The 24,659-nt window shown below is 39.3% G+C and carries 22 protein-coding genes; 8 read left to right on the forward strand and 14 right to left on the reverse strand.

Annotation, left to right across the window (positions count from 1 at the left end):
• The first annotated feature begins 170 nt into the window (after positions 1-170).
• Both QMA08_RS01980 and QMA08_RS01985 read left to right on the forward strand, forming a co-directional pair.
• Entirely contained in the window at positions 171-617 is a 447-nt protein-coding gene (locus tag QMA08_RS01980) for a DUF3010 family protein (protein ID WP_033029405.1), read from the forward strand.
• Positions 618-802: 185 nt separating this feature from the next.
• Entirely contained in the window at positions 803-2,536 is a 1,734-nt protein-coding gene (locus QMA08_RS01985; RefSeq protein WP_290173455.1) for an AMP-binding protein, read from the forward strand.
• A 142-nt stretch (positions 2,537-2,678) separates the two neighbouring features.
• Here the strand turns inward: QMA08_RS01985 and hflX are convergent, their stop codons facing one another.
• The 7 genes from hflX to QMA08_RS02020 all read right to left on the reverse strand — a co-directional run bounded on the left by hflX (position 2,679) and on the right by QMA08_RS02020 (position 10,707).
• On the reverse strand, positions 2,679-4,028 hold the full coding sequence (gene hflX / locus QMA08_RS01990; RefSeq protein WP_290173456.1) for a GTPase HflX: 1,350 nt from the start codon (positions 4,026-4,028) through the stop codon (positions 2,679-2,681).
• A gap of 199 nt (positions 4,029-4,227) precedes the next feature.
• Positions 4,228-5,580 carry an NADP-specific glutamate dehydrogenase gene (gene gdhA / locus QMA08_RS01995; RefSeq protein WP_290173457.1) on the reverse strand — a complete coding sequence of 451 codons (1,353 nt, stop codon included), beginning with the start codon at positions 5,578-5,580 and terminating at the stop codon, positions 4,228-4,230.
• 373 nt (positions 5,581-5,953) lie between these two features.
• Positions 5,954-6,427 carry a DUF1456 family protein gene (locus QMA08_RS02000; RefSeq protein WP_002960721.1) on the reverse strand — a complete coding sequence of 158 codons (474 nt, stop codon included), beginning with the start codon at positions 6,425-6,427 and terminating at the stop codon, positions 5,954-5,956.
• Between the two features lie 117 nt (positions 6,428-6,544).
• Positions 6,545-7,789 (reverse strand): lipoprotein-releasing ABC transporter permease subunit, encoded by a 1,245-nt coding sequence (locus QMA08_RS02005; RefSeq protein WP_290173458.1) that lies wholly within the window; start codon positions 7,787-7,789, stop codon positions 6,545-6,547.
• A complete protein-coding gene (gene lolD / locus QMA08_RS02010; protein ID WP_007375330.1) occupies positions 7,779-8,477 on the reverse strand; it encodes a lipoprotein-releasing ABC transporter ATP-binding protein LolD in 699 nt (232 codons plus the stop codon). The genes QMA08_RS02005 and lolD overlap by 11 nt, the downstream gene beginning before the upstream one ends.
• Positions 8,470-9,687 (reverse strand): lipoprotein-releasing ABC transporter permease subunit, encoded by a 1,218-nt coding sequence (locus tag QMA08_RS02015; RefSeq protein WP_290173460.1) that lies wholly within the window; start codon positions 9,685-9,687, stop codon positions 8,470-8,472. Before QMA08_RS02015 ends, lolD begins: the two co-directional genes overlap by 8 nt.
• A gap of 147 nt (positions 9,688-9,834) precedes the next feature.
• The gene (locus tag QMA08_RS02020; RefSeq protein WP_272451327.1) at positions 9,835-10,707 is read right to left on the reverse strand and encodes a LysR family transcriptional regulator; all 873 of its coding nucleotides are present in this window, start codon (positions 10,705-10,707) and stop codon (positions 9,835-9,837) included.
• 134 nt (positions 10,708-10,841) lie between these two features.
• Here QMA08_RS02020 and QMA08_RS02025 point away from each other — a divergent pair, with 134 nt between their 5' ends.
• Both QMA08_RS02025 and fghA read left to right on the forward strand, forming a co-directional pair.
• Entirely contained in the window at positions 10,842-11,963 is a 1,122-nt protein-coding gene (locus QMA08_RS02025) for an S-(hydroxymethyl)glutathione dehydrogenase/class III alcohol dehydrogenase (protein ID WP_002960732.1), read from the forward strand.
• Positions 11,964-12,035: 72 nt separating this feature from the next.
• The gene (gene fghA, locus QMA08_RS02030; protein ID WP_138488989.1) at positions 12,036-12,878 is read left to right on the forward strand and encodes an S-formylglutathione hydrolase; all 843 of its coding nucleotides are present in this window, start codon (positions 12,036-12,038) and stop codon (positions 12,876-12,878) included.
• Here the strand turns inward: fghA and QMA08_RS02035 are convergent.
• Positions 12,832-13,206 (reverse strand): hypothetical protein, encoded by a 375-nt coding sequence (locus QMA08_RS02035; RefSeq protein ID WP_290173463.1) that lies wholly within the window; start codon positions 13,204-13,206, stop codon positions 12,832-12,834. The two genes, fghA and QMA08_RS02035, sit on opposite strands and share 47 nt — an antisense overlap.
• A 514-nt stretch (positions 13,207-13,720) precedes the next feature.
• On the opposite strand from QMA08_RS02035, the gene QMA08_RS02040 reads away from it, so the two are divergent.
• The gene (locus QMA08_RS02040; RefSeq protein WP_002960738.1) at positions 13,721-14,137 is read left to right on the forward strand and encodes an MgtC/SapB family protein; all 417 of its coding nucleotides are present in this window, start codon (positions 13,721-13,723) and stop codon (positions 14,135-14,137) included.
• Positions 14,138-14,286: 149 nt separating this feature from the next.
• The gene (locus QMA08_RS02045; RefSeq protein ID WP_149602778.1) at positions 14,287-15,471 is read left to right on the forward strand and encodes a heparan-alpha-glucosaminide N-acetyltransferase domain-containing protein; all 1,185 of its coding nucleotides are present in this window, start codon (positions 14,287-14,289) and stop codon (positions 15,469-15,471) included.
• Positions 15,472-15,533: 62 nt separating this feature from the next.
• Here the strand turns inward: QMA08_RS02045 and QMA08_RS02050 are convergent, their stop codons facing one another.
• Together QMA08_RS02050 and QMA08_RS02055 are read right to left on the reverse strand one after the other, a co-directional pair.
• The gene (locus tag QMA08_RS02050; protein ID WP_290173465.1) at positions 15,534-16,559 is read right to left on the reverse strand and encodes an energy transducer TonB; all 1,026 of its coding nucleotides are present in this window, start codon (positions 16,557-16,559) and stop codon (positions 15,534-15,536) included.
• 180 nt (positions 16,560-16,739) lie between these two features.
• Positions 16,740-18,647 (reverse strand): beta-ketoacyl synthase, encoded by a 1,908-nt coding sequence (locus QMA08_RS02055; protein WP_290173467.1) that lies wholly within the window; start codon positions 18,645-18,647, stop codon positions 16,740-16,742.
• Between the two features lie 126 nt (positions 18,648-18,773).
• On the opposite strand from QMA08_RS02055, the gene QMA08_RS02060 reads away from it, so the two are divergent.
• Entirely contained in the window at positions 18,774-19,784 is a 1,011-nt protein-coding gene (locus QMA08_RS02060) for a helix-turn-helix domain-containing protein (RefSeq protein ID WP_290173469.1), read from the forward strand.
• 55 nt (positions 19,785-19,839) lie between these two features.
• On the opposite strand, the gene QMA08_RS02065 is transcribed toward QMA08_RS02060, so the two are convergent.
• From QMA08_RS02065 to QMA08_RS02075, 3 genes are read right to left on the reverse strand one after another with little or no spacing between them, the layout of a single operon-like run.
• Positions 19,840-20,352 carry an MgtC/SapB family protein gene (locus QMA08_RS02065; RefSeq protein WP_002960746.1) on the reverse strand — a complete coding sequence of 171 codons (513 nt, stop codon included), beginning with the start codon at positions 20,350-20,352 and terminating at the stop codon, positions 19,840-19,842.
• A gap of 8 nt (positions 20,353-20,360) precedes the next feature.
• Positions 20,361-21,473 carry a GNAT family N-acetyltransferase/peptidase C39 family protein gene (locus tag QMA08_RS02070; protein WP_290173472.1) on the reverse strand — a complete coding sequence of 371 codons (1,113 nt, stop codon included), beginning with the start codon at positions 21,471-21,473 and terminating at the stop codon, positions 20,361-20,363.
• A 4-nt stretch (positions 21,474-21,477) separates the two neighbouring features.
• Entirely contained in the window at positions 21,478-22,872 is a 1,395-nt protein-coding gene (locus QMA08_RS02075; RefSeq protein WP_290173474.1) for a RimK family protein, read from the reverse strand.
• A gap of 304 nt (positions 22,873-23,176) precedes the next feature.
• On the opposite strand from QMA08_RS02075, the gene QMA08_RS02080 reads away from it, so the two are divergent.
• Positions 23,177-23,518, forward strand: a complete 342-nt coding sequence (locus QMA08_RS02080) for a zinc ribbon domain-containing protein YjdM (RefSeq protein WP_290173476.1) — start codon at positions 23,177-23,179, stop codon at positions 23,516-23,518.
• Between the two features lie 164 nt (positions 23,519-23,682).
• Here QMA08_RS02080 and QMA08_RS02085 read toward each other — a convergent pair whose 3' ends face one another.
• Positions 23,683-24,507, reverse strand: a complete 825-nt coding sequence (locus QMA08_RS02085) for a hypothetical protein (protein ID WP_290173478.1) — start codon at positions 24,505-24,507, stop codon at positions 23,683-23,685.
• Positions 24,508-24,659 lie beyond the last annotated feature (152 nt).

Consider the following 24,659-nt stretch of genomic DNA (forward strand, 5'->3'; position numbering starts at 1 on the left):
GAAATCCACCCGTTTTATCCACAAAATGTAGCTTTTAAAGCAAAAAAATCATTTTATTAAAATATAAAAGCATCAATGCATTAATTACGCGCCTACAACTATACCCACACTCGCATTTTAATGTGCGTTGCGTATAATACTGCGTAATTAAGTTATTTTAGAGAATAGACATGAGAACATGTGGTGTAGAAATTACCGGTAGTGATGTACTACTTTGTATTTTAAGTAAAGATAATGACGTATTTGATATTCGCGATGTGCGCCAAACACGCTTTACCTTAGGTAACGGTAACGACACTGAAGTAATGCGTAAATTTCAATTCGATTTTGCAAAATTAATGCAAGATTACCAAATTGATTCTGTTGCAATTCGTGAGCGTCAGCCTAAAGGTAAATTTGCTGGCAGTGCAAAAGGCTTTAAAATGGAAACTGCTATTCAATTAATTGAAGGCTTAGACGTTCGCGTGTTTTCTACAACAGAAATTAAAGAACAAGTTAAACGTAATCCAATACCTATTGCCTTTGAAGAAACAGGCCTTAAAAAGTACCAAGAAAATGCTTTTGTAAACGCTTACGTTTACATCATGAAAAAAACATACCGCAGCGACGAAATGTAAACTCATTACTCGTTTAAAAACGCGTACTTACATTGTAAGACGCGTTTTTTTGTGTCTAAAAAGTAGTATTAGCTTTTATTAATCTAATAATACATTAGTCTAACTGCACTTCTCTTTGTCGACAATATGTGTTTATTTTAACTTTGTAGTTTACATAACTCACACACATTTTCATGGAGAGAGCAATGCACACACACACTATTGCGGTAAAAGAAGTAGAGAAAATAAATCACTTACCGTTATCGCAAAGCTATTTTAAAGGTATACAAAGCACACCTTTAACAAATTCGACTATCGGGGAGTACTTTGACTTTATTGTCGACAAAAACCCAGAGGCGTTAGCTGTTGTAGTTCATCACCAAGGTATTAGATTATCGTATAAAGAATTCCAAAAAGAAGTTAATCAGCTTGCGATGGGGTTGCTGGCACTTGGCGTAAAACCAGGTGAGCGCGTTGGTATTTGGTCTCCTAATAATATTGAGTGGTGCTTAACCCAATTTGCAACGGCAAAAATTGGCGCAATAATGGTTTGCATCAACCCGGCATATCGCCCTAACGAATTACAATACGCCTTAAATAGTGTTGAATGCTCTACTCTAATCACAGCATCAAACTTTAAAGGCAGTGATTATTTAGAAATGCTCAATGGTTTGGCTCCAGAACTTGCAACTTGCGATAAAGACACACTTAATTTAAAAGCACTGCCCACTCTTAAAAATATAATCCGCATTGGCGATGAAGCATCTCCTGGTATGTACTCTTTTAATGATGTTATTAACTTGCCAACATCAGCACATGAGCTTGAATTAAAAGCAATAGGTGCAAACTTAAATGCTGAGCAAGACATCAATATACAATTTACATCAGGCACAACAGGTAACCCAAAAGGCGCAACGCTCACTCATAAAAACATTTTAAATAATGCGCTATTCGTCGCCGAATCTATGCACTTTACGAGTGATGACAAGTTATGTATCCCTATCCCGTTATATCATTGCTTTGCAATGGTATTGGGTAGCTTATTGTGTGTTAGTAAAGGTGCAGCAGCCATTTACCCTAGTGATTCGTTCGATGCAAAAACCACGCTTGATGTAGTTCAACAAGAAGGATGTACAGCGCTGCACGGTGTACCTACTATGTTTATTAGTGAGCTTGAGCTGAGTAACTTTAACGATTATGACCTAAGTACTTTACGCACGGGTGTAATGGCAGGCTCTACATGCCCAGAGCAAGTAATGCGCAAAGTACAAACACAAATGAACATGCATCAAGTACTGATTGCTTACGGGCAAACGGAGTGCAGCCCCATAAACAACATTACCGAAACAGACTCTTCAATAGAGCGGCAAGTAACGACAGTTGGCCGCGCCCTTGCCCATACCGAGGTTAAAATAATTGACGAGCTGGGTAACATTCAAAAAATTGGTCAACCTGGCGAAGTGTGTAGTAAAGGTGCAGGCATAATGCGCTGCTATTGGAATGACGAAGCTAAAACAAAAGCCACAATAGATGACGAAGGTTGGCTGCACTCTGGCGATTTAGGTGTCATGGATACAGAAGGGTTTGTCACGATTGTTGGGCGTATAAAAGATATGATTATTCGCGGAGGCGAAAACATTTACCCTCGAGAAATAGAGGAAGTACTTTACACCTACCCGGGCATTCAAGATGCTGCCATATTTGGTATAACAGATGAAAGGTATGGCGAGGAAGTGTGCGCTTGGATCCAACCAAAAGAAGATGCTGTACTTGATGAGCAAGCAATTCGTGAGTTTTTAAAAGACAAACTAGCCTACTTTAAAATGCCACGACATATCCGTTTTGTAGAAAACTACCCAATGACAGTAACAGGTAAACTGCAAAAATTTAAAATGCGCGAGCAAATGCAAGAAGAGCTAAGCGACAACGCTTTTTCCTAGTTTCGTCTTTAAGTAACTGAGGCTCTGGATAGGGAATTTATCTCAGAGCTATGTTCAGAGCTAGCAGCGTTAAATTTACGTATGTTAGGACTAATACTAAAAAGCACAGCCAATTGGCTGTGCTTTTTATGTACTGAATTTATTATAAATTCGACATTCTCTTTTTTAAACGTTCTAAATCAATCGCACTCGAGCGCACTGTTAATTTAATATGGCTGTATTCATATTCTTCTTTAACAACACTCATACTCGATCGGATTTCGCCCACAATACCTTTGGCTGTGTACGGTATAACAATCTCTTCTTCAATCATGTCCTCTTGAGCAATGCCAATAATGTATTTGTGCAATTTACTAATATCATCTGGATTACGTGTAGAGGTCATCATCGCATCAGGAAATTCATCCATTAGCGACTGCTGCTGCTCAGTACTTAATTGGTCTGATTTATTCAATACTAATAGTTTTTTGCTACCTTCTACCCCAACTTCTGCCAGTACTTTATGTACTACTTCAAGTTGTGAGCGAAAAGAAGGATCTGAAGCATCTACAACATACAACAATAACGACGCATCATGTGCCTCAGCGAGCGTTGAATGAAATGAAGCAACCAAATCATGAGGTAATTTTTTAATAAAACCAACCGTATCTGAAACCAATATACGAGGCTGGGTAATCGGATACAGCGCGCGAACAGTGGTATCTAGCGTTGCAAAGAGTTTATTTTCACCTTCTACATCACTACCTGTAATTGCGCGCATCATTGATGACTTGCCCGCATTGGTATAACCAATTAAAGCCACTGAGAATAGCTCAGAGCGCTGAGTACGTCTGTCCATCATTACATCTTGAACACTAACAAGTTCGCGCTTTAATTCTGCTAACTGATCGCGCACCTTACGGCGATTAAGCTCAAGTGTGGTTTCACCCGCACCTTTACCCATTTGGCGTTCTTTATCACCTGTTGATGTTTCACGCAGTCGTGGCGCTACATAATTAAGGCGAGCTATTTCAACTTGTAATTTTGCAGTTTTAGTACGCGCATGACGACTAAATATTTCAATGATAATACCGGTGCGGTCAAATACTTCTACACCTAGCTGGTTCTCAACATTACGTAGTTGAGAAGGCGTTAAATCGCAGTCAAATACCACTACATCAGCACATGCAAAATCTAAATCGTTTGATGGGATTTCTGAGGATATTTCGGTTAAAGGGTCTTCATCGAGTAAATCATCTTCTTGCTCGTTTTCAACCATCCCTTTATTGCCGGTAAGGTGGGCTATTTCAGCTAGTTTACCTGAGCCCAGTACATTAACTTTTTGAGTTGAGCTTTGCTTTTGCGATTGCGTACCTACTACTTTAAATCCTAACGTAGTCACCAAACGAGCAAGCTCTGCAAGCGACTCTGTTGCTTCGTCGCCTTTAAATTGTGGTGTGCTAATAGAAATAAGTAACGCATTAGGAAGTGATGGTTTTGCAGTTAGTTGCATAATTTTTATATGTTAATGCACCTAAAGTGCAAACCTAATTTTCATTCGAAAGTAACTTGATCCTACGCTGTTATGGCTCAGCTTTATAGGGTTATAGTTCACTAATGGCGTTAATATTTAAAACTAACCATAATATACTCAATTTTATGGCTAGTTTTAAAATCACATTATAGTAAAGCCTTATTGTTCAGCTTTAATATTAAACGACGCCCTGCTCAATCATTGCATCGGCGACGCGCCTAAAGCCTGCAATGTTAGCGCCTAATAAAAGATTTCCAGGCTCACCAAGTTCTGTAGCGGTATCGTTGGCGGTCACAAATATATTTTTCATAATTTGTTTTAGCTTTTCATCAACTTCTTCAAAGGTCCAACTTTGCATACTCGCATTTTGTGCCATTTCTAATTGGCTTGTCGCAACGCCGCCGGCATTGGCCGCTTTACCTGGTCCATACGCAATTTTTGCAGCAATAAAGCAATCAATAGCCTCTTTTGTTGAAGGCATGTTTGCGCCTTCACTTACTAATAAACAACCGCCGGATAATAAAGCGCTTGCATCCGCCTGTGTTAATTCATTTTGTGTGGCGCACGGAAAAGCAGCGGCAGCATTAAAGCGCCAAACAGCATGCCCATCTTTAGGGTAGTCATTTACAGGAATATAAATAGCATCGGGGTGAGTTTGTTGATATACGCTCAAGCAATCACGCGATTGCTCTTTTAAACATTTAATAAGATTTAAATCTATACCCGACTCATGATACACAGTGCCACGAGAGTCGCTGCAACTTACTGGTGTTGCCCCCATTTGATAAAGCTTTTCCATGGCATAAATAGCAACATTACCTGCGCCCGAGACCAAGCAGCGCTTACCTTGTAGGCTATCGCCGCGCGCTTGCAGCATGTAGTCAGCAAAATAAACAGCGCCGTATCCAGTGGCTTCTTTTCGTACAAGCGATCCACCCCACAATAAGCTTTTACCTGTTAAAACACCTTCATAGCGCCCAGTCAAACGCTTATATTGACCAAACAAGTAACCTATTTCTCTCGCCCCGACTCCAATGTCTCCAGCGGGTACGTCGGTTGTAGGACCAATATGGCGATAGAGCTCACCCATAAATGATTGGCAAAAACGCATTATTTCAGCATCTGAGCGCCCTTTTGGATCAAAGTTTGCCCCGCCTTTACCACCACCGATCGGTAAACCTGTTAAAGCATTTTTAAATATTTGCTCAAACCCTAAAAATTTAATTATGCTGGCATTCACACTAGGGTGAAAACGTAAGCCACCTTTATAGGGGCCAAGTGCAGAGTTAAACTCAATTCTGTAGCCTTTATTTACCTGAATATTGCCTTCGTCATCAACCCAAGGAACTCTAAACATAATTTGGCGTTCGGGTTCAACTAAGCGTTGTATAATGGCATTTTTTTTGTATTTTTCTGAGTTTTCTAAGATAGGTTCGAGTGATTCAAGTACTTCTTCAACGGCTTGATAAAACTCGCATTGTGCAGGACTACTATTTTTTAATTGTGCGATTGTGCTATGGATATAATTCATAATTATTCTTCCGTGTTAATAATAAAAGTATTTATCAGATGTTAAAGTAAACGTGATCAAGTTTATGATTCATGCTTTAAGGTCTTAATTTAATATAATTAACTATTACCTTAGCATGAAAAATTGAGATATTTAACGCCAGCTGCGTGAATTATTTTTGATTGTAAGTTTGATTTTTATTTATTAAAGATGAATTTAAATTCACAGATTTAAAATTAGAACAGTGCCAAGCGAATTTTTATATTTTCAAAAGGGAGTTTTAGAAGTATTAGGTTAGGTATGGGTTTGTTTGAAAATATAACAATTAATGGGTTTTATACTGCATTGCGCTCGCAAAAAACCCACTAACTAAAAGCTAATTAGCTAAAACCAGTTACTCAGCAGACTCTTCTGGGCGGTGCTGCTTTTGTACGCCAGTTAAAAACAAACGTAATATTTGATCGTTACAAACACGGTAATGTTTGTTATCTACTTTTCGAGAAAATGCGCTTAACTCATGTTTACTTAAATCAAAATCAACAAGTGCAAGTGTTGCTATAACATCTTCTGCTTTCATATTTAAAGCAATACGTAGCTTCATAAAGATAATATTGTTGTTTAGCTTTTTCTCAGGCTCTGGTTGCTCACCTTCGCGTTTGCCACGTTGGGTATTAATAAACCCATTTAAAAAGCTAGCAAACTCAGTATCACTTATTGGGGTAAAAGCCTCTTCACCTTCTTTAGTTAACCATGCAATTACTTGCTCTTTGGTGACCGTATGCTCTGCTGATGCAAAAACATTGACCATAGCAGTATCAGTTAAGTTAAAAGTGTAGCGAATGCGGCGTAAAATATCGTTATTAGTCAAAGTAAATCCCAAAGTGAGGTATAGCAACCAAGCAGTTATTGCTTAATTTTAAATAAGCACCTAGTTTAACAGGTTTACTAATACCACCCTATTAATTTTTATCTGAGCTTCTTATACCTAGTTACCAAGCACCTTAGCAGGATCTACGCGCGTTGCTTGCCATGCAGGATAAATAGTGGCAAGTATCGCAAGCACAAACGTAACAATCACTGTAATACCAATGTCTTCAAGTACTAATTTACTTGGTAAAAACTCTATAAAATAAACGCCCTCAAGTGGATTAGCTCCAAATAATTGGCTTATCCACGTAAAAAGCTCACTTATATTAAGCGCTAATACCACACCAATTAGTGTTCCTAGTGCCACGCCTACAAATGCTTGCATTAAGCCTTGCATTACAAAGGTGGCTAAAATAGTACTGTCTTTCGCGCCCATGGTTTTTAAAATTGCGATATTGCCTTGTTTTTCGCGTACTTCCATCACTAAAGAGGACACAATATTAAAACTGGCTACCGCTATAATTAAAAACACCACAATATAAACAATGGTACGCACCATTTGAATATCTTGATAAAGGCTACCTTGGGTTCTAAACCAACTGGAAACATACACGTAGTCGTCAATAGTTTGCCCTACTTTTAGCGCTATTTGGTGCGCCGAAAACACATCATCAACACTTAAACGCAGCCCTGTTATTTGGGTTTCATCGTAACCCAATGTTTGCTGTGCTTTGTTAAGATGTATAAATGCAGCGGTACTATCAATCGGTCCGCCCATTTCTATAACACCTGCAAGGTTAAGTGTTACGCGTTTAGGCGCTAATAATGATTGACCTTTTTGACTAATTTGCGGAATAAGTAATGTAATGTTATCGCCTACTTTGGCGTCTAACTGTTTTACTATTTGCTTACCTAAAATTACATCGTCAAGGCCTAACTGACTCACTAATTTACCACTGGTAAACTGGTTTACCGCCGATACATTACTCTCGAGCGATGGCTCAACACCTCGAATTTCTATCGCTTTTAGCTGGCTTTTATATTGCGCCATTCCGTTAACGGCAATAAATGGCGCAGCCCCTGTCACATGCGGTTGTGTTTGTAAATCCTCTACCTTTTGCGGCCAATTTGCAATGGGTCTACTTGGTGCTACATATTCAACCTGCGGCACAACACTTAGCAATCTATGTACTAGTTGCTGCTCAAAACCATTAATTACCGACAGCGCCACAATTAAAACTGCGACACCTAATAAAATACCAATAGTCGACGCTTTAGCGATAAAACTAACAAAGCCGTTTTTTTCATCTTTGTGGCCTGAATAGGCTCTAAAACGTTTACTTAAAAATGCACTAAGCAACATGCTGCGACTCTTTAATAGCTAGTTTTCCATCGTCTAAATAAGCTATTTTGCCTAGCTTATCGGCAAGTTCTAAATCGTGTGTAACTACCACAAAACTCGTGTTTAAGCTTTGGTTAAGCTCATTAATTAAATCGTAAATTTTAATCGCATTTTGTTTATCTAAATTACCGGTTGGTTCATCAGCAAGCACAAGCGCAGGTTTAGTAACCAGTGCGCGGGCAATAGCCACACGTTGGCGCTCTCCACCAGAAAGCGCAGACGGTTTATGCGAGCTGCGATGTGCAAGGCCTACTTTTTCGAGCATGTCGAGCGCTTGAGCTTTGGCTTCTTTTGCACTCAAGCCTTTAATTAATAATGGCATAGCCACATTTTCAACTGCGCTAAACTCCATTAATAAGTGATGAAATTGATAGATAAAGCCCAAGTTTTGGTTTCTAAATGCGGCTTGCTCTGTTCGCGAAAGTTTTGCAACTTCTTGGTTTTTAATTTTAGCGCTACCTGAGCTTGCGGTATCTAATGTGCCAAGTATGTGTAAAAGCGTACTTTTACCAGAGCCAGAACTCCCCACAATAGCGAGCATTTCACCTTGCTGCAGCGCTAAATCAACGCCTTTTAATACTTCAACTTGGTTGCTGCCATCTTGATAAACTTTACTTAAATTTTCACAACTAATTACTAAATCATTCATAACGTAATACCTCTGCTGGTTTTACTTTTGCGGCTTTACGCGCAGGATATAAGGTAGCTAAAAAGCTCATAGCAATACTGGCAAACGCTATTATTACTAAACTCAAAATATCAAATTTTACCGGAAGCTCTATACCCGCCAATAAGTTTAAGCCCACTAATGCAAGTAGCTCATTTATATATAAACTAAATATTACACCTAAAAATGCGCCTATTGCGGTACCAATTACGCCGTTATATAAGCCTTGCACCATAAACACTTTTTGCACTTGCGAAGGTGTTAAACCTAACGTTTGTAGTATGGCTACTTCACCTTGTTTTTCGCTTACCATCATGGTTAATGCCGATACAATATTAAATACAGCCACCAATACAATGAGGGCAAGCAACATAGACATAATGCGCTTTTCCATAGCAACGGCTGCAAATAGAGTACCTTGGGTACTGCGCCAATCACTATAATTATGATCTTGTAAAATACGCTGGCTTGCTTCAATAAACTCATCTAGTTCGAAAGGTTCGTGCAATGAAACACTTAAATTTGGGGCAGTGTTTTTATCCAGCTTTAATACCCGTTGTAGTGAAGCGCCACTTGTAAACGCAAGTGCCATATCTATCTCAGATCCGGTTTCATATATTGCGGCAACTTTAAATAAACGCTGGCTGGGTACTCGCCCAAGAGGTGTATACGTTGAAGCATTAGGCATAATAACGCGAAGCTTATCACCCACGCTAACGCCTAATTTACGACTCAAATAACGACTTATAGCAATGTTGTAATTTTTGTTTAATACAGTTTTCCAATCGCCTTGCACTATTTTATCGGTAATTTTATGCAAAGAACCACTATCGTTATAAAGGCCTTGTAGTAAAACGCCGTGCAAGTCTTTATTTGTTTGCAAAATAGCTTCGCCGTGGCGATATAAGCTTACATGATCAACATAAGGAGATTGTTCGAGGTCGGTTTTAAGGGTGCCCATTTGGGTGGCAGTGTGTTTACCTGCGCTAACTTCAACATGCGGAATAAGTCCAAGCATATTGGTTTTTAGGCTATTTTCAAACCCGTTCATTACACTACTTACCGTAAATAATGCCATTAAACCAATAGCGATACCGGCAATAGAAAAAAACGAAATAAACGATATAAACGCATTTCCTTTAGATGAGCGACTATATCTAAGCCCTATAAATAAGCTAACCGGTTGAAACATATTATTTTTAACACTTATCGTAAAAGTATTGAGCAATAGTAGCACGAAAAAAGTGCCTTTGGGTATGGCGTAAAATGTAAGAAATAATTTAAAAATCTGATACTTGGCTATATTTACAGCAATACATGCTTAACCATTAATTCGCGGTTAAGCTTTCAGCCCTTTAACTAAATAATCGAGCAATACCCGTACATTAGTGGCCACAAACTGCCTTGGTGGATATACGCCCCATACCCCTTCTTGCTGTGGTTGATAGGGTGTTAAAATAGGCACCAATTGCCCTGAGTTAATTTCGTTTTCAATGTAGTAGTCTGGGAGCTGTACAATACCAAGCCCCTTTTTTGCGCCATCCACCAGCGCCCAACCACTATTACACTGTAGCCGCCCCGCTATTTTAATGTGTTTATCGCGCCCATTTTCGTTTACGCGCCAGTAGCTACTATTCCCAATTAAACATTCATGGCTGTTTAGCTCGCCTAAAGTGTGCGGCTCACCAAATCGCGTTAAATACTGTGGTGCCGCGCACATAATAAAACGCCGCGCACTTAACCTACGCGCTTTTAAGCTCGAATCTTTTAAATGCCCTAACCTTATGGCTAAATCAAATCCGCCCTCTAATAAGTTTTCTTGCTCGTTACTTAGTGTGGTAACAACTTCGACCTCGGGATGATCCTTCATAAAATTATGCACTATGGGCATAATAAAGCTCTCTCCGTACATAACGGGTGCTGTGAGCTTTATTTTACCTTTAGGCGTACTTTGTTGCTGAGCAAGGCCTTGAGTTGCCTCGTCCATAGCGTGTTGTAAGTGCTTTATTTGATGTAAGTACACTTCACCTTCTTTAGTTAAAACCACTTTACGAGTAGTACGAGTTAAAAGCTGGGTATTTAAACGTTGCTCAAGCGCTGTTACACGGCGGCTAATATGCGCAACCGAAAGCCCAAGCATTTTTGCAGCAGCAGTAAAGCTGCCCTCTTCACCAACCGCTATAAACTCATCAATTCCATCCCAACGCGCCATTATTACCATACTGTAAAAGTGTTTTAATAAAATTGAGATTATCATTATTTGAGAAACAAATACAATAAGCACATCACCCAAGCAAATTGGGTCTACAATTATTTTTTAATAGCCAGTTAAAGGAAATAAAACACATGTCTGAATTTATTAAATCAAAAGCTGCCATTGCTTGGGGTCCTAATCAACCACTTAGTGTTGAAGAAGTTGATGTGATGATGCCTAAAAAAGGCGAAGTAATGGTAAAAATTACCGCTACAGGTGTATGTCACACCGATGCATTTACATTATCAGGCCAAGATCCTGAAGGCATATTTCCTGCTATTTTAGGTCACGAAGGCGCTGGTGTTGTCTATGCTGTTGGCGAAGGCGTAACGAGTGTTGAAGTTGGGGATCATGTTATTCCTTTATACACTGCAGAATGTGGCGTATGTAAAATGTGTACTTCAGGTAAAACTAACCTGTGTTCAGCCGTGCGCGAAACACAAGGTAAAGGCCTAATGCCAGACGGCACTACACGCTTTTTTAAAGACGGCCAACCAATTTATCACTACATGGGTACATCAACGTTCTCTGAGTACACTGTATTACCAGAAATTTCACTCGCTAAAGTAAATAAAGAAGCATCACTAGAAGAGATTTGCTTACTAGGCTGTGGTGTGACAACAGGTATGGGCGCAGTTACCAACACAGCTAAAGTAAAGCCTGGCGACACGGTTGCTATATTTGGCCTAGGCGGTATTGGTTTATCTGCGATTATTGGCGCAAAGATGGCTGGTGCGGGTCGTATTATTGGTGTTGATATAAACACCACTAAATTCGATTTAGCTACAAAACTAGGTGCAACTGATTTAATTAATCCAAAAGATTTCGATAAGCCAATTCAAGAAGTTATTGTTGAAATGACAGATGGCGGCGTTGACTACTCGTTTGAATGTATCGGTAATGTTGACGTAATGCGCTCAGCGCTTGAGTGTTGCCACAAAGGTTGGGGTGAGTCAGTAATTATTGGTGTGGCAGGTGCAGGCCAAGAAATATCAACCCGTCCGTTTCAGCTGGTAACTGGGCGTGTATGGCGTGGTAGTGCATTTGGTGGCGTTAAAGGCCGTTCACAACTTCCTGAAATTGTTGAGCGTTACATGGCAGGTGAATTTGCTCTTAGCGACTTTATTACTCACACAATGAGCCTTGAAGATATTAACGAAGCGTTTGATTTAATGCATGAAGGCAAAAGTATTCGTACAGTCATTCATTACTAATAAACTGCATTCGTAAAATAGCTTATTAATAAGCCGTAATACTTTTAAGTTTACGGCTTTTAAGGATTAAGTATGTTAGAAAATATCTCAAGTGTAAAAGTGTCTGGCGGTTGGCATAAGCAATATACTCACAGCTCGCAAAGTACACATTGCACTATGCGCTTTGCCGTATTTTTACCTCCTGGCGCAAGTGAAGCAAATAAAGTACCGGTACTTTATTGGTTATCGGGATTAACCTGTACCGACGAAAATTTTATGCAAAAAGCCGGTGCATTTAAAAAAGCAGCAGAGCTGGGCATTGCTATTGTAGCGCCTGACACCAGCCCGCGTGGCGAAAACGTACCCAATGAAGACAGTTACGACTTTGCACAAGGCGCAGGCTTTTACGTAAATGCAACGCAAGCTCCTTACAACACCCATTTTAATATGTACGATTATGTTGTTAGGGAATTACCAGCATTGATAGAACAACATTTTCCAATAACAAGTACAAAAGCAATTAGTGGTCACTCTATGGGCGGGCACGGTGCATTAATGGTTGCACTTAAAAACCCGACTACTTTTGTAAGTGCCTCGGCTTTTAGCCCTATTGTAAATCCGATTGAATGCCCTTGGGGTGTAAAAGCATTTACTGGTTATTTAGGAAATGATAAAGCGCTTTGGAAGCAATACGACAGCTGCGAGCTGATGAAAAACGCAGAGCAAGCTAATTACTTACCCATGTTAGTGAGTCAAGGTGATGCCGATGGTTTTTTACAAGAGCAACTCAAGCCAGAAAACCTAGTCGCTATTGCAGATAAAAAAGGCTACCCGCTTACACTTGAAATGCAAGCAGGCTACGATCATAGCTACTTTTTTATAAGCAGCTTTATTGACCAACACTTATTATTTCATCATCAGTTTTTAACTGCTTAGACTCATTAGTGTGTAGAGATGACTTTTCTACCTCTACACACTCTTTTAGACTTTTAGTGACCTGCCTACATACTTGCGTAGTAGTGCTTTCCCCTTTAACTAGGCTAACAAGAGCCGAATCTATCTTTAATCCCATATCAGTAAAGTTAAATCCGTTTTTATCTGTAGGTACTGGCTCTAGTGGGTTTTTATAAGGTGTTGACTGCGCCGGGCTAATACTATTTTTATCATTACGCGCCTGAGATTGTGCTTGCCCATCAATAATAGCGCCCGCAATTGTACAGCCAGAAAGGCAATAAAAAAACAAAAGTACAATAATTGTTTTCATCATTCATCCTAAACAAAATATTACCTAAATTGTATACGTTTTTTATTGTAACTCTGTAAAAAAATGTAAGTATTACTACCTAAAATCATTTATAAACTTTCTTGTAACACCCACCAGCTGCAATATAAAAAATGGTGATCCTAAATAACCTAAAATTTTATTAATAGCGGGTTGTAAGTGTTCTGTGAGAAATTCAGGAAATAAAAAAGCAAAAACAGATAACCCAGCGCAAAATAGTAACGCTGTTTTTTCAAGCTTAGTGGGTGTACTTAATGTTTTATTTAAAGGCAAAAGGTTCACATAGGTGTCTTTTAGATATGATAAATGAATACGGGGCTTTAAAACTCAGATCAAATTAACTATCGCGTAAAATAGTAATAAAAACATGTAAAAGTTTCCTCAATAATTTTTTATTTAACTCAGCTTCCTACAATAAACCATTGATTATTAGTTATTTATGCAATGGCCCGCTGCTTGCTTATTATTAACAAAATTAACCCGCATAGGCTCAATAATGGAAATTGATTTACAGTGGAATGAAATCATCGATAACTTAATACATTTAGGTATTGCATACCTACTTGCGCTACCTATGGCTTACGACAGAGAGCGTAGCCATGATGGTGCAGGCCTTCGTACCTTTCCTCTTGTTGCTGTTGCATCGTGTGGGTATGCATTAATAGCTATGTCGGTTTTAGATGGCGCAGAAGCTCAATCTAAAATGTTGCAAGGCATCATTACTGGCATTGGTTTTATTGGCGGTGGCGCAATTTTGAAAAATAACAAATCAACCTCCGGTACAGCAACCGCAGCCAGTATTTGGAATATGGGCTTAATTGGTATAGCTGTAGCCTATAGCCGCTACGAAATAGCCATTTTGCTTGCCATTATTAATTTTATAACGCTAAGGTATGTAAAAAAGTTTAAGTGATAATTAGCAGTATTATTACAAGTAATGCGAGCAAATATTGGTCGTATTACGTGTGTATAATCACTGGCAAAATATAAATACACGATTTCAATTTGATACAATATAACATATAATAAATACAGTTTTAAATCACTCTATATAGCTCTCTTATGTCGCTACCTTCAACCGATAACCGCTTACATCATATTGATATATTACGGGGCATTATAATTATATTTATGGTTATTGACCATGGTATGTATTATTGCCTTAATTACTCAGTTACCGATCCGATGACCATTCCAGGGACTGATCCCGTTACCTTTTTTACGCGTTTTGTTTCTCACTTTTGCGCACCACTCTTCGTATTCTTAGCAGGTCTATCTGCGGCTATAACAGAGCATAAATATGTATCCACTAAAGCATTTTCACAAAGCTTGATTATTCGTGGTTTAGTGCTAATTTTGTTTGAATTTACTATTGTTTCGTGGTCTTGGAGCTTTAACCCATTATACCCAATGCTATACGCACAAGTTATTTGGGCTATCGGCTGGGGCTTTGTTATTTTAGGACTGCTGCGTTTCCTGGGCATTTATGCCATTTTTGTAGCAGGGTTATTACTCGTGTTTGGGCATAATTTATTTGATGGAACAAGCTTTGAGCCCAATACATTTGCACATACTGCTTGGTCCATTGCACATCAAAAAAATGTACTTGATCTCCCATTTGATTTTCAAATTAGAACAACCTACCCAATTGCCCCCATTGTTGGCTTAATGGCATTGGCATATTGCGCTGGTGTTTATTACAAAGCGCAACAATACAGTAAAAAAGTGATGAATCACGCATTGTTATTAGGGGTTACTTGCCTTGCGCTTTATGGCGTTTTACGTGGATTTAACTTATACGGTGATATGTCACAGTTTGATATACATACAAGCTCATTGCTCACTGTTATGTCGTTTCTGAACCCAACAAAGTATCCGCTTTCGCTTCAGTTCATGTTACTTACAGTTGGCCTTGGACTTATTTCTTTAAAGGCATTAAGTGGTTTAAAAACCGATTTTTCGCATAACTTTTTACAAGTACTGGGTAAAACAAGTATGTTTTCATACCTTGTGCATTTGTATTTATTACATGCTATTGCTTGGTTACTTATACCTATTCTTGGCTTTAATTTTAGCGATATGACCTACGCAGATACTCTCGTTGGTTTGCCTGAAGGTTATGGCATGAGTTACACAGCAACACTTCTATTCATAGCCGTTGTAATAGGGCTAACAACCCTACTCGCTAAGCGATACATTGTTTGGAAGCGAAGCCACAAACATAGCTTAATTGCTAAATATATATAAGTAAAAACACAAACCCCGCATAATATTTGCGGGGTTTTATGTCATTAACCAATACGTAAAACTTATAAAAAGCTATCACCACTTTGCTTTAGCGTAACAGTTTGTGCTTGAGCGCTTTTAATTAATAACCCACAACGCACATCGTTTTGTGAAATTACAATTTTATCAATTGTGCTTGTATCGTAATTTACTACTTTGTTCTCGCAGCGTAACTGGACTTTAGTTAGCGGCATTTGCGCTTCAAGCGCTACTTCACTTTTTGACAATAAAGGTAATACCGCCTGCTTAGGCAATAGCTCTATTTGTTGTTTTATATCGCCAGAACTTTTATAAATGTCATTAACTTGAGCTAATAACTGCTCCTTATTTTCCTGTGTAAAAGTGATGGATTCAATATTGCCTAACGCATCTATTGCGTCATAGGCACGTACATAATCTTGTTTTGATATAAACCATTGTAATGCATTTTTTATCACACGCTTTTGAATTTGATCTGGTAGGTTACCTCGAAATAAAAATGCTTCGTTGATGTGCTGATCAAAGCTCTTCCAATCTTGTACAAAATAACTGTGCTGGCTTTTAAGCCATGCAAGCAAAACAATCTCAACCGTATTTTTCGTATGTTCGTTTTCTAACTCATCAATACGGCTTTTAGCTTCATCGTATTTCTTTTCATCGATTAACTTACTAGCTTGTTCATAATCATTAAAAAAGCCGCGAGACGCTTTATCATTTGAAAAACCAGCATGTAAATTTTGCGAACTTACAGTAATAGTTTTTGCTACAGGTATAGTCTCGCCATTTAATTTTGCACTTTTGTAGTTGAGCTTAGACACGTAGTCCATTACTTCTCTTTGATACTTTTTTTGACCAGCTGTAGCTACAATTTCGATATCGCTCACTTGGCCGTTTTCATCAACAAGATAACTACTTAAATTAATTCCTTCTAATCGAGACGCACGCGGTGAGGTATTAGTAAGTTGATCGTAATTTTTATTAATCACCTCTGCAGGGACAAAGTCGTCAGCAAACGCAGGGAGTTGAGTAAAAGCAGAAGTAAAAGAAAGCGCTAATATGAGTTTTTTCATCGATTTTATCCATCCTAGATAGTGTTTATATAATAGAAACAAACGATCGACATAAAAGCAAGTGTAAATACAAAAATCAGTTCATTTAATGAGCTTCACTTAGACAAAACTTAATAGATAAATATATTTGAGGAATTAAAAAAGGCGCTTAAAAAGCGCCTTGCTAACAAGTATGTGTGCTTAAAACATATCTTGATAGGAGTTTGTTGTGCTAAACGTAATTGCTTTTTCAAAGCCTGGTAACTGAATACTTTGCTCGTCTATTACAATGTCGTTGTCGTCAATAAGTCCGTCGCCAAAGCGATAAATAAGCTCGTACTGCCCTAAATCTGCTTGCGTTTGATACGTTTTCTGCGAAGCGCTAACCATACTATTTTTCTGTGTGTAACTAGTCATAACATCATCGCCATGGCGCTTAGCAAGCATTTGCATTGTTACTTTTGGTGAAAGTACAGTCGCTGTTGCATTGTTGCCGCCAAAGCCTTTTGAATTTATAAAAGCAATATCCATATCAGCGCACTCGTAATGGCTATTACGAATATCAAGATGGTCGCTATAAACATCATCAGCCACTTTATCAATTGTGGTAATACCCGGCATAATATTATGGCTAAATATGCCTAACGCAATCGCTAACTGGTCACCGCTTGCAGGTGCAATAGTATGGCCAACATACGCTTTTGGCGCTGTTACTTTCCAGTTATCTATAGCAAACGTTTGCGCTACTTTATGATAAATCAAAGACTCTGTTACACGGTTTTGCGGTGTACTAGAACCATGGGCTAAAATAAAGCTACGTTCTTGCAGTGCTTCTTTACCTAATAAGCTGCTAGCAAGTGCGGCTGATTTTGCCATTGTAATATAGTTACCAGGGCCAGGTGATGTAATCGACTTTTTAACGCCATCTGCATTTACAAACACATCCGGTACGCTGCCCATAATATCAGCGCCCAACTCAAGGGCTAAAGCATCATCCATTAAAATAGCAACTTGCGCGCCCTCACCTAATGTAAAGCCACAGTTATCGCCAAATGGGCGGCTGCTATTACGGTAGTCTGGTTCTTCATCATTTGATAAGTTATCTAAACGGCGCAAACCTTCAACGTTTGCAAGTGCGCTCATGTTACCAAAGCCTTCTACAACTTCTGGTGTAATAGCACACTCAACACTTGCGACAACCGCAACGCGTGTACGCCCTGCCTGTATGTCGTTAACCGCTGCACGTAAATTATATAAAAACGTTGCACATGCGCCCGAGGTCGAAAACGTAGTACCTACATTGCCCGTAACATAGGCATTAATAAAATCGGTAGACATTGTATTTAAGCCCAGTGCTAACTGCTTAGTGCTAACACGGTCGCCTTGTTGGCGCGCCTTTACTAAACCGCCTAGACCTTTGTCGTCCATTTGGCCAATTACCGATGCTGAATAGGTACCAATTTTATCTGGCTCTACGCTATTCATAATATGCTGCCAATCAAGCCCTGTTGATTTAATAGCATCAGTAGCTGCAAAAATAGTGGCTTGCAAACCACGAGGCTGATAGCGGCTGTTATACATAACTGATGGATCAAACCCAGTCGGAAATTGCCCAGCAGATTTAATTGGGTTATCGCGTGTTGAGTCGTGCTTTACGTCTAAGTCGGCTGCAATAGTTACTTTAACTTTTTTGCCTTCAAGCTCTTCAACTTGCCAGCTAGCTGGAACTGGTGCAGGTAAGTCGCGAGCACGCGTTTCAAACACAATTGCGTTATCGCTTGATGCGGTTAGTGTCATTTTTTGCTGCCACGGTGTGGCATCGGCATCAAAGTGTTCTTTTTCAATTTTACGAATAAGTGTACCAGCAATAATTTGCTCACCAAAGCGTGCTTCTATGTCGCTTTGCTCAACATTATTACCTTGTGTATCTTGTAATTGGCCGTTTACAACGCTTACTAGATTCATCAGTGTGGCGAGGCCTAAAAATGTTTCACTGCGATCTTGAGCATTTAAACTATCTAACACGATACGGCGATAACCTTGATGAAAAGAAGTACGGCCAGCGGCGTTAATGCCACCCATGCCTACTATAACGGGTAATGCTGTCATAATTTACCTTTTAGAAACGTGTTATAAGGAGAAGAGGCAGTTTAAATGGATTATGCACCACGCATTGTGCTTTAATAGCCAAATATTCAGCACAAAAGGCCAAAAGGTACTGGTCGGAGCATTTATATGACTGATAAACACACTAATCCACCACTAAACATTGCTATAGCGGTATATCCGCATTTGTTAGTGACTAGTTTAACGCTGCCTATAGAAATGCTAAGAGCCGGCGAGGCCTTTGCTAAAGGGCATCTTGATAAGCAAAGCTTTAGGCCACTTGCTATAAATTTAGTGGCTAAAAGTACTGAATCTATACCCACCCGCGCAGGCCTTGCTATAAATCCTGATTGCATAACAACTAACGCGCCCTACAGCGATTTGATTATAGTGCCGGGTATTTGGCGAAACCCACGCCCAGTGGTGCGAACAAATCAAGAAATAGTTGATTGGCTAAGTGAGAGCTTTAGCGCAGGCAGCCATATAATTGGTGTAGGCACTGGCAACTGTTTATTAGCTGAGGCAGGCTTACTCGATGGACACCCTGCTACCACCCATTGGCATTACGCCAAACAATTTAGCCATGACTACCCGCAGGTGCACCTAAAGCCCGACTTTTTTATAACCCAGTCAGAGCGAATGTATACGGTGGCCAGTCTTAATGCGCTTGCAGATGTGATCGTACACATTATTAGCCAGTACTACACAAAAGCCGCCGCGCAGCATGTAGAGCGTAATTTTTCGCACGAAATACGCAAACCCTATGAAGATCAACGCTACTTAGAAGGTGCAGTAGACCGCCACCCCGATGAGCTAATTGCGCAAATTCAATTTTGGCTAAAAACAAATTTAGCCACCGAGTTAAACCTGCAAGAAGTCGCTGCTCAATTTAGCTTAAGCTACCGTACTTTTACCCGCCGTTTTAGAGCCGCTACTAATCAAAGCCCTATTGAGTATTGGCAGCAATTACGTGTAGAAAGTGCGAAGGAGTTATTAGCATCATCAAATTTATCAATTCAAGAAGTGGCTTTAGAAGTAGGATATAACGACCAAGGGCATTTAACCCGCGTGTTTAAAAAAGTATTAAGCCAAACACCCAGTGGTTACAGAAAAGTAGTTAGGAGAAAGTTATTTGGCTAATTATAGTGCTTGTTCGAATAGTACTAATTTCAATAGCACTAAAAAAACGCCACTTTTAGTGGCGTTCTGATTCGTTAAATTCTTTTCGATAATAGCGTTTTTGATAGTTTTTTACTTTAGTGTGTACGCCTTTGCTTAAGCTTTTAAATTTAGCTTCGAGTACGTCTACACCGTATAAAATACCGACCACCAGCACCGAAAGTTTTATTGCAGCGCCAAGGTTTTCGGTCGCTATCATAACGCCTATTGATGCAAGCACCCAAATGGTTGCAGCAGAGGTTACGCCAACTACCGCACCATCTTTTGCGAGCATAACGCCTGCCCCTAAAAAGCCAATACCTGTAATTATTTGCCCCACTACACGAGAATGATCTATTACATCCCCTTGTAAATTAAACGCAGTGGATAAAAACAAATACGTGCCCAAAGTTATTAACGCAGAGGTACGAATGCCTACAGGTTTACCACGCAATTGGCGCTCTATACCAATAATAGCACCGCAAAAAGCCGCAGTACCAATAGCTGCCCACGAATACGGGGCTACATCAATTAAATCTAAAAAAGTCACTGTTAACCTTATATTTTATTAGCTATAGCCACCGCCGTTCTTAAACGTTGGCTACCAAACGCTGACATTTTACTAAAATCACTTCGTGCTATAGGTACATATTGGCAATCTATTGCGAGCTGTTTATCGTTACCGGGCTCACAAAATGGGTCGTGAACATACACGCAGTGCTCATCAAGGTGCGTAACACACACCCAGTGTGGCGATTTTTTACCATCAAAACTGTATGTACTAATTAATAACAGCACACTAAAGCCTTTACTTAACCACTGCTCAATATGCTCAAGCTCTAAATCTTTATACGTAAGCGGTATATTTGCCTGTGCAATACCATCTACAAATTGTTGATGCACGGTGGCAAGTACCACTTTTTTGTTTTCGTTACGTACGCCATCTAAAAACAAAGGCTCTGTGGTATTAACCATTACCTCGCTTTTAAAGCCCCGCTTATTAGCCCCAAGTGCCAAACCAAACGGATGGCAACCACCATGACCCGATGTCATAAAAATGGTGGTACCTTCACGCCAAAGTGCCAGCTCATGCGATTGGGTAAGCTCAGTTGTTGGCTCAAGTGCGCCCATTGCCATTAATAGCGCAGCAGGTCCGCACGTAAAGTCAGTAGTTTGCTGATACCACGGCGTTAAACGCGCCACTTTTAACTCACTCGTTTGTCGAATGTTTTTTTGCATTCGTAGGGCATCACTGTGGTCGTCGTAATAATCGCTATATTGACCAAACACTCTGTAACCCAAGCTTTTATAAAGCCCTATCGAACCTTCGTTATTTACAGCCACCTCTAAACGAAGGTAAATACGCCCACGCTCACACGTTTCTTTTTCAAGGCTAGTAAGTAGTGCTTTTGCAATCCCCTTACCTTGCATTGTGGGTAAAACAGCAAGCGAATATAAACGCGCTAAACGCGTCCCTTTATGGCACCACACTAACCCGTAACCGCATAGTTGCTCGCCACTTTCTGCAACGAGTAAAATGCAGTGCTTAGCACTAAGCCAGCGCTTTAAACTACGCGGACTTAATTTATCGTTATTAAAGCAAGCATTTTCAACGTCAATCAGTGCATTTAAATCACTACTAAGCGCCTTTCGAATAACAAGGTTGCTCATGTTATTACCCACGGCCTCGTGCTTCTAAGCGTTGTTTAAACTCATCCATAATGATCATGTATAGCTCATCGCCTAAATAGCCGTCTTCTACCTTGTGATCAATACTTGGGTTGTCGTTTACTTCAAGCACGTATGCTTTGCCTTGATGCTCTTTAACATCTACGCCATATAAACCCCTACCCACTGTTTTACATGCTTTTAATGCTGCATCTAACACCGCTTTTGGTAACTCAAAGGTTGGCAAGGTTTCAAAGCCACCAGAGAAAAACCGTTTAGCGTCGTGGTTATAAATTTGCCAATGGTTACGCGCCATTAAATAGCGGCATGCATAAATTGCACGGCCATTTAACACACCCACTCGCCAATCGTATTCGGTATACATGTACTCTTGTGCAAGCACTAATGCGCTATATTCAAACAGCTCTGTAAGCTTAGCTACTAGCTCATCACGGTTTGAAACTTTAAACACACCTTTTGAGAACGACCCTTCTGGCATTTTTAAAACAAGCGGATATGTAAACGCTTCTTCTAATTGCTCAAGCGTTTCATTTGCTTGATCAGCCACTACAAGCGTTTTTAAACTTGGCACTTTTTGATAATTAAACGCATCATGTAAATACACTTTATTACAACAACGTAAAATAGACTCAGCATCGTCAATAACCACTAAACCAAGGCTTTGCGCTTTGCTTGCAAGGCGATACGTTGGGTGGTCAATCGCTGTAGTTTGGCGAATAAATAACGCATCAAACTGGGCAATGTTATCAATTTCATCAAAGCTTAATGCTTGTGCATAAATACCGTGTTTAGCCGCTGCTTTAATAAAACGTGCAATGGCGTCTTTATCACTCGGTGGTACTTTTTCGTTATGATCAACAAGTATTGCCATGTCCCATCTAAAACGACGTTGCACCGAACTAATACGCCACTGTGTTTTAGTAAAGTTATCTAGCTTTGCTACAAATTCGCTGTACTGCTGCTCGCTTAAAGACGACATCGAGCCTTGTTGTAATAAGCCTTGCTCATCAACAAATAAAATAGGCGCCGGGTATTGTTTAAATACCGACTTTGCCGCTTTTGATTGTAAATCGTTTTGGGCATTACCAAAGTAAAGTGTGCCGTCTATTTGGCCCACATTTAACATAGGAGCTTGGCCACTACGAAGAGCATTAATGGTTTTTACACTGGGTAAAACTTGGTGCTTGCGCGCCTCTGCAAGTAATGAGCAATAGTAACCTTTGCTCAAGTATTGGCTTGAGTCGCACAGATTAATAATGCGTGTTTTTGGTTCGTTATGTTTTGGGTAATCACGTAAGTAGGTATTAAACGTAATTACATTTTCGAACGATTGAGCAAGCGTTTGCTCGTTGTTATCAACCACAATTAAGGTTTTAAACACGACTTTTCCTAGTTAAGTCAAAATATAAAAAGCATGCTTAGTAAAATACTAAGCATTATAAATAGAAACACCCATCGTACTAAGTGGGCATTGCGCGAATCACTTAATATGATGGGTGCTTTAACAGGTACCTACTGTACGAGTTAGCGCTTAAATTGCTTAAGCGACATGTGCTTTATATGCCCTTTTTTAAAAACGCACAAACGAGATATTTTTAGCGTGAAGATGAAAAATATTGATTAACTATATTTTCCTATAAATGCAGATTAAAATACGCAAAACAATACCTTATGAGAGTTTAAAAATGTCGCTGCCTGCTTGCCCAAAATGCCAATGTGAATATGTTTACGAAGACCAACAACTGCTTATTTGCCCCGAGTGCGCCCATGAGTGGAACCCAAATAATACAAACGATGAAGACGCTATTTTAGTTAAAGATGCCAACGGCACATTACTTAATGATGGCGATAAAGTGACAGTAGCCAAAGATTTAAAAATTAAAGGCAGCTCGCAAGTAATTAAAATTGGCACCAAAGCGGTAGTTAGAAGAGTGCTTGATAAAAAAGATCACGAGCTTGATTGTAAAGTAGAAGGCATTGGCGAAATGATGGTAACAGCGAAATTTGTGAAAAAAGCTACCTCGTAGGTCGGATAAATGGCGAAGCCATGCCATCCGACAATAGATTTATGAACAAAGGTAATAGTTTATCGTGTTGGTAATTAGGCTGGGTGTCATCCAAATTAATGCTCTATTAAAATTTGCGGTGGAGAGTAGCCTTTAGTGCTTGCTGTCCACATCAGGAAGTGTTGTTAGCTTATGCGACAGGGATGAACGCTTTGAACTTTATTTATAATTTCGTGAAAATAGTCGTTTTCGGTCCTGTTACTTTTTATCTCAAGAGCATAATCGAACAAAGAGTAGACATAATTATTTTTTACCTTGAGATTTAATCCTCCATATACATGTACGATCGACACACGCTTTCCAACTAACTCATTAATTCTTCTACGATTTGAGCTTAAAAAGTTTTTCCAAATTAAATCCTGACCAGACTTAATTACAACACTAAGGTCTGAATTCCAGTCGAAATTTCTAACCGATGTAGGGGTTAGATCGAGAGCTACAATACCAAACCCATCGTGTAAAGAAATTTGCTTTGATGCCTTTTTAATATTATTTAATACTTTGCTCTTGCTCTGAGGGCGTTTACAAGCAATATTGTACCTATTACCTAGGTAATAAAAAAATAAATCAGGCTCACCGAATTGAACGTTATATCCTGCTTGTATGTACTTGGAAGCAATGAATAGTTCAAATTGAGTGTTTCTACCTTTTTGGTTTTTCCCTGACAATTCATTGACATGATCTTTTGAAATCGCTTCTAATATCATGTTTGGGCATATATGACCAAGAGTAGAAATAATTTCATAAATTTCAAATACTTCGTGGTAAATCAATATTTTTGGTAAGTCGCTCCAGCCTTTTAATTGCTTTTCCTCAAAAAGATTTATTATGCCCCAAATTCTCGTAGAACGTTCTACTTCGTTAGCCTCTAAAAAAGATTTAATCATCTTTAATAGGCCTTCTGAATTGGTTATTGCTCCTACGTGGGAAAAACTTCTTTTGAGTGTCATAATTGGCAACTTGTAAGTGAATGAAGCTAACTAACAGCTTATTAAACACCACTTTGGGGGTTATAACACACCAAAACGGCATATATTACATAATCCAATAATTCCACTAAATAACTTCAATGTAAACAAATGATTAGCCATGTTATAAAATA

The organism is Pseudoalteromonas sp. APC 3355 (assembly GCF_030407615.1).
GTDB lineage: Bacteria > Pseudomonadota > Gammaproteobacteria > Enterobacterales > Alteromonadaceae > Pseudoalteromonas > Pseudoalteromonas distincta.